Annotated in this window: 11 protein-coding genes; 6 read left to right on the forward strand and 5 right to left on the reverse strand. The window is 54.3% G+C overall.

Annotation, left to right across the window (positions count from 1 at the left end; genetic code table 11):
* Positions 1-191: 191 nt before the first annotated feature.
* The 3 genes from ppa (at position 192) to ACTJI7_RS15930 (ending at position 1,993) form a co-directional block, all read left to right on the forward strand.
* Entirely contained in the window at positions 192-722 is a 531-nt protein-coding gene (gene ppa, locus ACTJI7_RS15920) for an inorganic diphosphatase (protein WP_041911466.1), read from the forward strand.
* A gap of 219 nt (positions 723-941) precedes the next feature.
* Positions 942-1,526, forward strand: a complete 585-nt coding sequence (locus ACTJI7_RS15925; protein ID WP_440670699.1) for a hypothetical protein — start codon at positions 942-944, stop codon at positions 1,524-1,526.
* Positions 1,523-1,993, forward strand: a complete 471-nt coding sequence (locus ACTJI7_RS15930) for a hypothetical protein (RefSeq protein WP_063154907.1) — start codon at positions 1,523-1,525, stop codon at positions 1,991-1,993. Before ACTJI7_RS15925 ends, ACTJI7_RS15930 begins: the two co-directional genes overlap by 4 nt.
* Positions 1,994-2,307: 314 nt before the next feature.
* On the opposite strand, the gene ACTJI7_RS15935 is transcribed toward ACTJI7_RS15930, so the two are convergent.
* Genes ACTJI7_RS15935 through tamA form a run of 3 tightly spaced genes read right to left on the reverse strand, consistent with a single transcriptional unit; the run spans position 2,308 to position 8,161 of the window.
* Positions 2,308-2,652 carry a gamma-glutamylcyclotransferase family protein gene (locus tag ACTJI7_RS15935; protein WP_008501424.1) on the reverse strand — a complete coding sequence of 115 codons (345 nt, stop codon included), beginning with the start codon at positions 2,650-2,652 and terminating at the stop codon, positions 2,308-2,310.
* Positions 2,653-2,654: 2 nt separating this feature from the next.
* Positions 2,655-6,431, reverse strand: a complete 3,777-nt coding sequence (gene tamB, locus ACTJI7_RS15940) for an autotransporter assembly complex protein TamB (RefSeq protein WP_136431075.1) — start codon at positions 6,429-6,431, stop codon at positions 2,655-2,657.
* On the reverse strand, positions 6,428-8,161 hold the full coding sequence (gene tamA, locus ACTJI7_RS15945) for an autotransporter assembly complex protein TamA (protein WP_045259622.1): 1,734 nt from the start codon (positions 8,159-8,161) through the stop codon (positions 6,428-6,430). Before tamA ends, tamB begins: the two co-directional genes overlap by 4 nt.
* A gap of 223 nt (positions 8,162-8,384) precedes the next feature.
* Here tamA and msrA point away from each other — a divergent pair, with 223 nt between their 5' ends.
* Entirely contained in the window at positions 8,385-9,026 is a 642-nt protein-coding gene (msrA, locus tag ACTJI7_RS15950; protein WP_248223695.1) for a peptide-methionine (S)-S-oxide reductase MsrA, read from the forward strand.
* A gap of 211 nt (positions 9,027-9,237) precedes the next feature.
* Positions 9,238-10,575: a hemolysin family protein gene (locus ACTJI7_RS15955; RefSeq protein ID WP_028015283.1), complete on the forward strand. Its 1,338-nt coding sequence runs from the start codon at positions 9,238-9,240 to the stop codon at positions 10,573-10,575.
* A 75-nt stretch (positions 10,576-10,650) separates the two neighbouring features.
* Here the strand turns inward: ACTJI7_RS15955 and ACTJI7_RS15960 are convergent, their stop codons facing one another.
* The gene (locus ACTJI7_RS15960; protein ID WP_008501430.1) at positions 10,651-10,857 is read right to left on the reverse strand and encodes a DUF1107 domain-containing protein; all 207 of its coding nucleotides are present in this window, start codon (positions 10,855-10,857) and stop codon (positions 10,651-10,653) included.
* A 324-nt stretch (positions 10,858-11,181) separates the two neighbouring features.
* On the opposite strand from ACTJI7_RS15960, the gene ACTJI7_RS15965 reads away from it, so the two are divergent.
* Positions 11,182-11,739 (forward strand): YtfJ family protein, encoded by a 558-nt coding sequence (locus ACTJI7_RS15965; protein ID WP_063154911.1) that lies wholly within the window; start codon positions 11,182-11,184, stop codon positions 11,737-11,739.
* On the opposite strand, the gene cysQ is transcribed toward ACTJI7_RS15965, so the two are convergent.
* On the reverse strand, positions 11,733-12,473 hold the full coding sequence (gene cysQ, locus ACTJI7_RS15970; RefSeq protein WP_323307517.1) for a 3'(2'),5'-bisphosphate nucleotidase CysQ: 741 nt from the start codon (positions 12,471-12,473) through the stop codon (positions 11,733-11,735). The two genes, ACTJI7_RS15965 and cysQ, sit on opposite strands and share 7 nt — an antisense overlap.
* Positions 12,474-12,597 lie beyond the last annotated feature (124 nt).

Consider the following 12,597-nt stretch of genomic DNA (forward strand, 5'->3'; position numbering starts at 1 on the left):
TTAATCACAAGTTTGTAATCGCTTTCATTTCACCATTAAAAATGCGGCTGAGTTTATGGATTTTCCTGTCATGGAAACGGTCTGAAAAGTGGGGCTTGCGGGGAGAGAAAGCGAAAAGAGGCGGAGACATTCAGCGTGAGTTGGCTATAATACCTGCCACTTGTTTACCATCCATTTTAAAGGACACCGACATGAGCTTACTCAACGTCCCAGCGGGTAAAGAACTGCCAGAAGACATCTACGTTGTTATTGAAATCCCGGCCAACGCAGATCCAATCAAATACGAAATCGACAAAGACACCGGTGCGCTGTTCGTTGACCGTTTCATGTCTACCGCCATGTTCTATCCGTGCAACTACGGCTACATCAACCACACCCTGTCTCTGGACGGTGACCCGGTTGACGTGCTGGTTCCAACGCCATACCCACTGCAGCCAGGCTCCGTCATTCGCTGCCGTCCTGTTGGCGTGCTGAAGATGACTGACGAAGCGGGTGAAGATGCGAAGCTGGTTGCGGTACCGCACACCAAGCTGAGCAAAGAGTACGATCACATTAAAGATGTGAATGACCTGCCAGAGCTGCTGAAAGCGCAGATCGCCCACTTCTTCGAGCACTACAAAGACCTCGAAAAAGGTAAATGGGTTAAGGTTGACGGCTGGGACAACGCAGAAGCGGCGAAAGCAGAAATCATCGCCTCCTTCGAACGCGCTGCTAAGAAGTAATTCTTACTGTCGATTGATGAAAGCCCCGCATACTGGGGCTTTTTTTATCTTTGTTAAAAGCAGCATACATTAGCTTTTAAGATAAATCCCATTCCCTTTGGCTTTCATGTTAATACAACAAAGACACCCTCTCATTTATGGTGGGAGTGGTTGAATAGGCTGTCAATTAATCACATACTGTCATAATGAGCATTAATCCCCATTGATTACAGGATTCATATGTCATCCATTAACATTGATGTTGCCCGCCCAACTGGAATTTACTTTATTATTGAAAGGCTATATTCCCGCGATGGACTTATGCCTTCCGTTGGGGAAATCAGCCCCTCTTTGACACAGGTACACCGCACTGTCATTCAGCTAAAACGCAAGCAAGATATGTTTATGGATGGTGTTAAGGTTACCCCAAAAGATATTACACTTTGGCAACAGATAAAATATCTTACGGGCTCGAAAGTAACGACCAAAGATACAGATACGTTAGTGTATACGACTGATTTTATCGGCTCTCTTGTAGCCACTACACCTTTAGGCAATATTGAGCATGAAAATATTCCTCGCTTCCTCACGACAGAGTCTATTCACTCCCTTCCTCAGGCGGTGAGCTATGGGCGTGATCCCATCCCACAGGTCCTTCTTTATGGTCGTAAGGATATTGTCTTCTTTATGGACAATGGTGGTAAAGGAACGCCAACCGCTATTGCAAAATATAATCACAACTATCGTGACCTTGCCATAATCAAAGATCAGCTGGAGACCAGTAAAACGATGAAGGAACTGCTTTCTAAGGGAGCAAAATTATGAGTAAGAAAATCCATATCGTAAGTCTACTCGTCATTATTATTGCCTCCTTTATCTTTGGCAGAAGTACGTATACTCAATATCTGGCATGGTATTATGGAAGCGATAATTTAATATTCAGCGAAATAAACAGCTCCTTACTATCCAGTTTATTTAACGGGCTTTACTTCGCTCTTTCAGCAAGTATTATTTATACGTTACTCACGCTATTAAAAAGAATTCCAGCGAATATTGTCACTTCTTGTCTGCTTCAGTTCTGTATTAACATCGGGCTATATACGCTTTTTGTTGCAGTAGATAGAGGATATACTAAATTACATACTTTAAGCTCGGGTGCTACTGATATCACCCACAGCTATTTTTTAGGAGCGTTGCTGACGAGCACGCTTCTGACCGTCGCGATCGTGAGCGTTATACATGCTAAGTTTCTTTCTTCAAAGCATAAAGATGGGCTACATAAAGGCGTTTGACTGTTACGGCAAAGACAGCAAATGGCAGTATCTCTGCATCCTGACATTCCAACTTGCCTGGTTTTTGTTTTACTTATGGATCCCTTATCGAAGCGATTATGCGATTTTGCTGTTTTTACTGTTTTTCCTGCCCGTCATATCAAGCAATACGCGATGCATAAACTACTATGGCCGTTCACGCGCCTTGTGTTTTTTATGGCTTATTGCCCCATACATCATGCTGTTCGTTCCTCTTTTTTTAACCCGACGCAGGGATACAGAAGAGAATTGAAAGTGAAAAAAACAACGCCACCTCACGGTGGCGTTGTCGTTTTTCAGTACTGGTCTCTGTCTAACCAGTTACCGCTTACAATCCGCGTTAACCCGTCGACCGGACGCTGGTAGACATACATCCACGCGCTTCCGTACGGTGTCTGGATCAACTGGCGAGCGTATTCACCGCCCCTGGTGCGCAAGGCATCAAGTTCGGCAAGTGTAGCATTATCAATACGATAAACTTCACCCTGTACTGTTCCTTCGCCGGGAACCGCGCCTGGATAGTGGCCCAGGCTGTACAACTGGTAGTTCTCGATATTGTAATTCCCCAGTAGCTGGGCATTGGTCATCCAGTGACTGTTGCCTTGCCTGGTTCGTAAACTGCCGTAGACAAATATTCGCATTGCTAAAACTCAAACTGATAGAGCAGATCAAGTGCCTGGTCTACGCCGGACACTGCTTCCAGATATAGCTTAGGCATCAGGCGATAGCGTAACGTGAGTGTTGCCAGTGAGTCAAAGATCCCCACACCATATTTTACCTGCAGACCCGGCAGTACATAGCCGCTGACCACCACCTGCGAGGAGTCACCCACGCCCTGGGTGTCCAGCGCCAGATTGCTTACGCCGAACGTCTCGCCGATTTTACCCACAACCTGCCCACTTTGTGCAACCCCCAGACCGACCAACATTGAGGTCATCGCCGCACTGTCGCTTTGTCCGCTGTCCAGACCTTGTCCGCGCAGCAGATAAGAGAGGGCTTCCTGCTGCGACATCGCCGGGTCGGAGAAGATCTCCGCCTTCGGTTCGTCGGCAGAGCCGGTGACGCGTACGCCAGCAATGACGTCGTTTTCCGTCGCTTCCGGGTTACGAATCGCTTCGATGTTCAACAGCGGTTGATCCGGTGGACCGGAGAACAGCAGCTCGCCTTTACGGACAATCAGATCCTGACCATAGGCATGGAAACGCCCTTCAGGGATATTGATCTGCCCGTTGAGGCCAAGCCCTTGTTTATCCTGCGCCACTTTCAGGTCGCCCGTGAGCCTCGCCTTCAGCCCAAACGCATCCAACCGCACGTTATTTCCCACGTGCACGATAAGGTTACTATTAATCGGTATACCAGCGCTCTTCTCTTCGGCAGGTTTCAGATTTTCATTGAGCATAACTTCATCACTGGAGACGCCGACCGCGCTTTCCGGCACCTCGTGAACCACGATGCGCGCCCACGGCACGTCCACGCGGCCATCCAGGGTGAAGAGGCTTGGCGTCGCCTCAAAGACCACGTCCGGCGAGACGTCCAGGCGCACCATTGGCGGTACGGTGATGCGCACCTTACTGCCTTTCGCGGCAATACGGGCGCGCCAGTTGTCGAGCTGGCTCCAGTCCGCGTCGCCGCTCAGGTTGATTTGCCCCTGCTGAGTTAATACCGAGCCGTTCAGCGTCGAGCTCATGCCGTTGAAGTTCATCGCAATCTGGCTGGGCTGCATATCGAACGGCATGAAGTTACCGTCGATATCCACACCGCTGAGCCGCAGCTGACCGAACAGCTGAGGGCTTTGCGCGTTGCCCGCCAGGCGCAGGTTGGCATTCACCATGCCCTCGGCTTTTTCCCCGCGGGCGAAGATTGGGTTGACCATCGCCAGGTTGAAGTTACGAATATTGACGTTGCCGCCCAGATTGCGCCGCCCCTGCGGATCGGTAATCTGTATCTGCCCGTCCATCTGGCCGTTGTTGGTCAGACGGATAAGCCACCCCAGCTCCGCACGGTTGTTATGCAGGTCTGCACTCACATTCAGAGTGTCGAAGGCCACCGGCAGCGGCGCGTCGTTCACCTCCTGCGTTACCTTCACGTTACGGCCGGAAAGCGTGACGCTGCCCTGCGGCAGCCCCTCTTTGGTGGTGTCCCAGGCGACATCTGCTTTCCCGCTGAAGACGCCGCTGGCCTGCGTGGTGTCCGGCATAAACGGTTTCAGCATCGCCAGATCGAAGCGGTTCAGGTTGATCTGCGCGCGCCCTTCCGCCCCCGCATCAATGGTCTGCGGCACGCACAGCTCCGCGTTCGGGTTGGTCCAGCAGTGAGGCCCGATGCTGATCTTCTGCTCGGCGTTGCGGTAGTCCAGCGCAATGGAGCGCGACAGCGCCAGCGGCCCCACCGGGGTGTTGAAGCGGGTGTTGTCCAGCGTCCCTTTCCAGCGCGTTTCCTTCCGGTCGAAGCTGCCGGTCAGGTGAAGCTGGCCGGAGACGGGCTCGCCCTGCACGCGCAGCTGGAGGTCGTGCTGCTTCTCGTTACCTTTGGCGTCCAGAGTCACCAGGCTGATGTTCACGTCCGGCTGGGAAATGCGCTCCACGCGCAGGTTCAGGTTGCCGCCGATCTGATCGGTGGATTTCACATCCCCTTCCACGCGGACGCGGGCAACGCTCAGCTCCTGCCAGCGCAGATTGTTGGCGGTGATATCTGCCAGCAGCTGCGGCGCGTCCACGGTGCCGCGCACTTTCAGGAGTCCTTTCGCCGTACCGCCCAGACCCGGCAGGGCGTTATCCAGATTCGGCGCGTCGATGGTGGCGTCAAGATTGAGATCTTTTACCCCCAGCTCGCCTTTGATATCCGCCGTGTTGCGGCCCAGCGCCACGTGCAGCCCCGGGATAATCCACTGCAGGTAGCTGTTGCCCTTCACCGAGCCTTCAACGTTCACCTTGTTCTGCTTCACGTTCCCGGTGAGCTTGATTTCCGGCACGTCCATCTGCCACGTGCCGCCGTAGAGGCTGCCGCGGGTTTTGATCAGCCCGTCCAGCTTCGACGGCCAGTCCGGCACCTCTTTGGCGGTGTTAATTCCCGTCAGCTTCAGCTCGCCGCGCCAGCTGATCGCCTGCTGCCAGTCGAGCAGCGCGGTCAGTTCCGTTTTGCCTTCCAGCGCCGCGACGGTCAGCTTGTCGAGGTTAACCTGCTGTTCGTTGCCTTTTGCATCCAGCGTGATGGTCGCGGGCGGCACGCCCTGCCCCTTCACTGCAGTGCGGAACGAGAGCGTGTAGTCGGTCATCTTGCCGCTCAGCTTCAGCTTCAGATCGTCGGCCTGATACTGTTTTTCGCCGGTAAACGGCCAGTAAAGCTGCTTGCTGACAACCTCCAGATTGAGCGGCAGCCCGGCTTCCGCCAGCTGGGTTTGCGCGCGCAGGGCCATGTCTACCGGGCCGGAGAGATTCACCCCGATATCCAGCTTCTCGCGCAGCGCCCCGCCCACTTTAACCTTCACTTTTTCGCCCTTCAGCGGGTCGATATTCAGGGCGCTATTGAGTGTGATATCCACCGGCCAGCTGTCGCGCAGCAGGGCGTTGCCTGACGCGTTCACCGAGCCCTGGTTGGTATCGATATCCAGCGCGTCGAGCTTCATGTTGCCGTCAATGCTGCTGACTTTCAGCAGCATGTTAAAGACCGTCAGATCGGTGTCGCCGGTCAGGCGCAGCTGCTCGCCTTTGAACTCCTCAATGTTGAGGTTCAGCGGCAGATGCACGTCGGTCATTTCAGGCAGGACAGGCTTCGAGAAGAGTTCTTTCAGCGTTTCGCCCAGCGGCTTCTCTTCCGGCTGCGGGTTCTGGATCTTCGGTTCGACGATCTCTTCCTGCGCCACGTCCGCCACTTTCGGCAGCGCGATCAGCAACCCCTGCAGCGAGGTTGGCGTCAGGGTGAGGTTTTTCTCCTGCCAGCGCAGGCCGGAGGTGAAATCCATCACCGAAACGGTGGTGTCGTCGATTTTGATATTGACGTTATCGAGCGCCACCCGATAGAGCGCAATCGGGTACGGCGTGGAGAGATTCAGCGGGCCGCTGTCCTCTTCCTCAACCGGCGCAGACTTCGGCATTTTCTTTGAGTCTATCGCCACGTTGACGTCTTTTAGCGACAGATCGTTCACGCAGAGCTTGCTGTCCCGCAGGCAGCCCAGCTTCACCGCGAGATGGAATTCCCCGGCGTTGACCGCCACGCCCGGCTGCTCGTAGCGGATGTTCTTCAGATGCAGGTCGCGCCAGCCGCCCGTTACCTGACCAATTTCCAGCCCCGGCACCCACCGGTTCGCGGCGTTAAACAGCAGATGCAGCCCGGTCGTCGTTCCCACCAGAAACGCCACCGTACCGAGCAGCAGCACGATAAAAATCAGCACCCCGAGGCTTATTTTCTTCCATAAACTCATAATTCAGGCCCCAGACCGATGTAAAACTGTAATCCGTGTTCATCTTTGTCGCCCACCGGCACGGCGAAGTCGAGCTTGATGGGTCCGACGGGTGACTGCCAGCGTACGCCCACGCCTGCACCGGTTTTGAAATCGCTGCGGCGGATATCGTTCACCGCTTCACCACCGTCAACAAACATTGCGCCCCACCACTTGCCGCTGACGTTGTACTGATACTCCAGCGATCCGGTCGCCAGTTTGGATGCCCCGGTCAGCTGGCCTTTTTCGTTTTCAGGTGAGATCGATTTGTACTTATACCCGCGAATGCTGCGGTCGCCCCCGGCGAAGAAGCGCAGGTCCGGCGGAACGCGCTCGAAATCACCCGTCTCAATCCAGCCGAGATTGCCGCGCATCACAAAGCGGTGTTTGTCATACAGCGTGCGGATCCAGACGTTTTGCGCCTGCACCACCGTGAAGTCGACGTCAGAGCCCCACATCGTATTGGAGTAGTCGATAGAGTAACGCTGTGAATCACCCCAGGTTGGCATCAGGCCGCCGCGCGAGCGGGTGCGGCTGATCATCACGCCCGGATAAAGCAGCATAGTGGTGTTGGTGACGTTTGCCTGGGTAAAGTGATCAAGGCTCCAGCGCAGGTTAATGGCGCGCTGCCAGCCGCTGGAGAGATCCCAGAAGCGTGAAACCGCAAGCGTTGTCGAGTCCTGCTCGGTATCGTTCAAATCGGTACGCTTAAAGCCGCCCTGCACCAGGTAATATTGCTCAAGCGGGTTTTTCAGCAGCGGTATTTTATAGCTGAAATCAAGCTGCTGTTCCGGTGCGGAAATGCTGGCGCTGGTGGTCAGGCTGTGGCCGTAGGAGTTCATCCACGGCTTTTTCCAGGAGGTCTTCACGCGCGGACCGACGTCTGTCGAGTAGCCAACACCGGTCTCAATGGTGTTCTCGGTGCGCGGCGAGACAACGCCATGCAGCGGCAACACCTTGGTTTTGCGAGACTTATCAAATTCCGGTGCGACAACCACGGAGTTAAACCAGCCGGTAGCGGAGAGGCGACGGTTCAGCTCCGCCAGATCGCTCGACTGGTAGTAGTCGCCTTTTTTAAACGGCACGAGGTTTTGCAGATACTCTTCACGAATTTGCGAACCTTCAAACGTTACATCGCCAAAGCGGTAGCGTTCGCCGCTGTCGTAGTCAATATCCCAGAAGGCCTGACGTCGCTCCAGCGCGATGCCCAACTGGCTTTTATTGAACTGGCTGTCGAAGTAGCCCTTGCGAAGAGAGACGCTCGTCAGCTCTTTTTTGAAGTGGTCGTAGTCACCGTGGTTGAGCACGGTGCCGATTTTCGGTCGCGTGCTGAGCAGGTCCAGGTAGTCGCGGTCGGTGCGCGCGCCGCCGCGCAGGATGACGTTCGTGCCGCCAATCAGCACCGGCTCGCCCGGCGAGACGCGGGCAATAAGCACCTGACGCCCCTTCTTTGGCGGCGGGCGAAGATCGAAATCAATGGTGGGTTCGTAATACCCCAGCGCTTTTAGCCCTTCACGGATCGCGTCATCCACGCGCGCGCGAAAACGCCGGTCCGGCGTCACCTCATCGCTCTGGATGGTCGACAGCTGCGCACGCACGTTTTTTTCCAGCGTCCCGGATAACCCCTCAACCTGCAAACGGACATTCGCCGCGCTGGCAACCCCGCTTGTCAGCAATACACTGACTAAACATAACTGGCGGATTTTTGTCACGTTTTCTCCTGAATATCCCTTTTCCACCCTGGAAGCAAATGAAGCGCCGCCGTGCGGCAAAATACGGCCTGGAAGCCAAAAACCCAAATCGTGGGTTGAAAACGGGTGTAACACCCAAATATTTCTTATGATTAAATCTAGTCTCATTCAGCGCATTTATTGTGTTCAATTAAACGCTTCGTGACAACCTTAACCGAAACATCGCACCCCGGGAGGCCCCATCGTGAGTTTATTCGACAAGAAGCATCTGGTTTCACAAGCTGATGCATTACCGGGACGCAACACCCCTATGCCTGTGGCGACCTTACACGCCGTCAATAACCATTCAATGACCAACGTTCCTGATGGAATGGAAATCGCCCTGTTCGCCATGGGCTGCTTCTGGGGCGTTGAGCGCCTCTTCTGGCAGTTGACCGGCGTTTACAGTACCGCGGCCGGCTACACGGGCGGCTATACGCCGAATCCAACCTACCGCGAAGTCTGCTCCGGCGAAACCGGCCATGCGGAAGCGGTACGCGTGGTATATGACCCGACGGTCATCAGCTACGAACAGCTCCTGCAGGTTTTCTGGGAGAATCATGACCCTGCGCAGGGCATGCGTCAGGGCAACGACCACGGCACACAGTATCGCTCGGCCATTTATCCGCTCACGCCTGAGCAGGACGCCGCCGCGCGCGCCAGCCTTGAGCGGTTCCAGCAGGCCATGCGTGAAGCAGGCGATACGCGCGAGGTGACCACGGAAATCGCCACCGCGAAGCCGTTCTACTATGCCGAGGACGATCATCAGCAGTATCTGCACAAAAACCCGTACGGCTACTGCGGCATCGGGGGCATCGGCGTCTGCCTGCCGCCACAGCTGGCCTGATTATTAACCGTTAAAACTTCACCCGTACCGGACAGCGCACGCTGTCCGGTCTGTTTTATGCCAAAAATGTGACCTCTGGCAGATTTACATCTCTTTACGCTATACTACCGCTGAAATAATCGGCTCAACGCTACGAGCTGACGTTCTACGTGTTTTCACACAAATGGTATCAACTCCCCTTCTGAGGATCTGGCGAGAAGCCGGATAAACTATGTTAAACAGTATTTTAGTAATACTTTGTCTTATTGCCGTCAGTGCATTTTTCTCGATATCTGAGATCTCGCTGGCCGCGTCCCGTAAAATCAAACTGAAGCTGCTTGCCGACGAGGGCAACATCAATGCCACCCGCATCCTGAAAATGCAGGAAAACCCCGGCATGTTCTTCACCGTGGTGCAGATTGGCCTTAACGCGGTCGCCATTCTCGGCGGTATCGTGGGCGATGCGGCCTTTTCTCCAGCGTTTTATAGCCTCTTTGTCAAATACATGTCCGCTGAGCTTGCCGAACAGCTGAGCTTTATTCTCTCCTTCTCGCTGGTAACCGGCCTGTTCATCCTCTTTGCAGACCTGACCCCGAAACGCATCGGTATGATTGCGCCAGAAGCTGTAGCTTTGCGTATCATCAACCCGATGCGCTTCTGTCTGTACGTGTTTCGTCCGCTGGTGTGGTTCTTCAACGGTCTGGCGAACGTGATTTTCCGCATCTTTAAGCTGCCAATGGTGCGTAAAGACGACATCACCTCTGACGACATTTATGCGGTGGTGGAAGCCGGCGCGCTGGCCGGAGTGCTGCGTAAGCAGGAACACGAGCTGATTGAGAACGTATTTGAACTGGAATCCCGTACCGTGCCCTCTTCCATGACGGGCCGCGAAAACATTATCTGGTTCGATTTACATGAAGATGAGCAGAGCCTGAAGAACAAAGTAGCGCAGCATCCTCACTCCAAGTTCCTGGTCTGTAATGAAGATATCGACCACATCATCGGTTACGTCGACTCCAAAGACCTGCTGAACCGCGTGCTGGCAAACCAGAGCCTGGCGCTCAACAGCGGCGTGCAGATCCGCAATACCCTGATTGTGCCGGACACCCTGACGCTCTCCGAAGCGCTGGAAAGTTTCAAAACCGCCGGGGAAGACTTCGCGGTGATCATGAATGAATACGCGCTGGTGGTGGGTATCATCACGCTGAACGACGTGATGACCACGCTGATGGGAGACCTGGTTGGCCAGGGACTGGAAGAGCAGATTGTTCAGCGTGACGATAATTCATGGCTGATCGACGGCGGTACGCCGATTGAAGACGTCATGCGCGTGCTGGATATCGACGAGTTCCCGCAGTCCGGTAACTACGAAACCATCGGCGGCTTTATGATGTTTATGCTGCGTAAAATCCCGAAACGCACCGACTCGGTGAAGTTCTCCGGCTACAAGTTTGAGGTGGTGGATATTGATAACTATCGCATCGACCAGCTGCTGGTGACGCGTATCGACAACAAGCCGACCGTACTGGTGCCGAAGCTGCCGGACGCGGAAGAGAAGGTGTCGGCGTAACGTTCCTGCCCCCACAAACATCAACGGCTCCCATCGGGAGCCGTCTTTTTAACTACCTACTGCATAGCACGTTGGTTAAGCCATCTCAGTTTGCAGACGCATAACCTGACGGTTGACTTCGGACATCACAGACAGGTGCTGTTTGTCCTTCACTTTTGGGACAAGGATCTTGCCCTTATCAAACTCAAAAGCGCCAACATCCTTGATGTACAACCGTCCACGGAACAGGATCTTCACGTACTTCGCCACCTGAAGCGGGTTGTAGCGTTGGAAAATTTTCATTCTTGTATCTCCTGCGAATCATACGCTCTTGCGGTGCCACAATCGGCCCGACTGTCCTGAGCGCAAATTTTGATGCCCAATGACTATAGACCAGAACTACGGTGTTACCCAGTGTGCATAAGTTTATTTACCGTTTGATTACAATTATTCAGAATAATCTTTGCAAAGCGTGATAGAGAGCAGTATAAGCCGTCGTTTTTTCATGGATATGTGCGTTCACCCGCAAACTGGCACTGGGATTGCGGGAAAACCACATTGATCGCACTTATGATTAAAAGCGTATGACCAAGTGGTCGGATCACCTGCAAACAATAAGGAAACGCCATGACCCTACGTAATATCCTTGCGGCAGCTTGTCTGCTGCTGCCCCTGTGGGCTTCCGCTCACAGCATTGAAAAAGGACAACGTGTACCGCCAGTCGGCATTGCTGACCGGGGAGAATTGATTCTCGACAATGATAAGTTTAGCTATAAAGCCTGGAATAGCGCGCAGCTCGCGGGCAAAGTGAGAGTTGTACAACATATTGCCGGTCGTACATCCGCAAAAGAGAAGAATGCCAACCTCGTGGAGGCGATCAAGGCCGCAAAATTCCCTCATGACCGCTACCAGACCACCACGATTGTGAACACCGATGATGCCATTCCTGGCTCCGGGATGTTTGTGCGCTCAAGCCTTGAGAGCAATAAAAAGCTCTACCCGTGGTCGCAGTTTATCGTCGACAGCAACGGCGTGACGCGTAAGGCCTGGCAGCTTGAGGAAGAGAGCTCCGCGATTGTCGTGCTGGATAAGGACGGCCGAGTGCAGTGGGTGAAAGACGGCGCGTTAACTCAGGAAGAGGTGCAGCAGGTTGTCGCCCTGCTGCACAAACTGCTGGCTCAGTAAAGAGAGACGCGGAAGCCGGGGTTGAGGAATGATTCGCGCGGGGTATAGTCCAGCGGCTTGCCCTGCCAGTCATGCACATGCGCCCCGGCGGCCGCGGCAACGGCATGGCCTGCCGCGGTATCCCAGACGTTGGTTGGCCCAAAGCGCGGATAAAGCTGCGCCTGACCTTCCGCCACCAGGCAGAATTTCAGCGACGAGCCAATCGAGGTGGTCTGGTGTTCACCCAGCTGTTGCAGGTATTCCTCCAGCTCGCTGTCGCTGTGCGAGCGGCTAATCACCACCAGCGGTGGACGGGCATCGCGCACCTGGATCTGCTTGCGTACGCCGCACTCCTCCTTCCAGGCCTTCCCTTCTGCGGCGCTGTACATCACCTTCATTACCGGCGCGTAGACCACGCCGAGCACCGCTTTACCCTTCTCAATCAGGGCAATATTGACGGTGAACTCACCGTTGCGCTTGATGAACTCTTTTGTCCCGTCCAGCGGATCGACCAGCCAGTAGCGCTGCCAGTGCTGGCGCTCGTCCCAGCTTTGCGGCGCTTCTTCAGACAAAACGGGGATATCCGGCGTTAAGGCCTGCAGACCTTGCAGGATCACCTTATGCGCCGCGATATCGGCCGCCGTGACCGGGGAGTCGTCCGCCTTGCTGACGATCTCCATCGGTTTTACACCGTCATACACCTGCATGATGGCATCTCCCGCATCCCGTGCGAGCTGACAAATCTTATCTAGCATTTTCCACCTCTTTGTTAACGCAGTGAGGTTAACTCTTTGTTTTAGTTATATCGTAATGTGAACAATTCCGCTATCTGTGAAGCAATTCCGGTTTCAGGTCGCTTTTTTCTGTCAGGATTCACAT

The sequence above is a fragment of the Enterobacter sp. 22499 genome (assembly GCF_052044815.1).
In the GTDB taxonomy this organism is placed as follows: Bacteria; Pseudomonadota; Gammaproteobacteria; order Enterobacterales; family Enterobacteriaceae; genus Enterobacter; species Enterobacter bugandensis.